The sequence below is a fragment of the Methylobacterium sp. J-070 genome (genome assembly GCF_022829385.1).
GTDB lineage: Bacteria > Pseudomonadota > Alphaproteobacteria > Rhizobiales > Beijerinckiaceae > Methylobacterium.
The window spans coordinates 1-397 of sequence record NZ_JAKSXX010000150.1; the positions used below are offsets into that span (position 1 = coordinate 1).

A 397-nucleotide genomic window follows, 5' to 3' on the forward strand; every position below is an offset into this window, starting at 1 on the left:
CGCTGCAACCAAACCGCAACCGAGATGTTGTGTCGCTCGGTCGTGTGTATCGCGATGTATTCCGACAATCTAACGCATATTCATGGATGGTTTACTATACCGGATCGCACGACCGGCCGGTGATGTGTCCATAAAACTACAGCCTTTTCGTCCACGGACTGGTAGCCTTGTCGTCAGATCGCAATTGGGACCTTCCGTGATGACCAAGCTCCTGGCCTCGCTGGCCGCCTTCACCGCCCTGACCGGCTCCGCCTTTGCCGCCGACCTGCCGCGCCGGGCCGCCCCGCCGCCGGTGTTCACCCCGGTGCCGGTGTTCACCTGGACCGGCGCCTACTTCGGTATCAACGCCGGCTACGCGTTCGACGCCAGCAGCCGCAGCAACGGCTCGGCCTTCGGC

At 62.7% G+C, this 397-nt stretch carries 1 pseudogene; it reads left to right on the plus strand.

Annotated elements, in window-relative coordinates:
* Nucleotides 1-199: 199 nt before the first annotated feature.
* Nucleotides 200-397: pseudogene (locus MKL01_RS15300) on the plus strand (porin family protein); the annotation flags it as partial.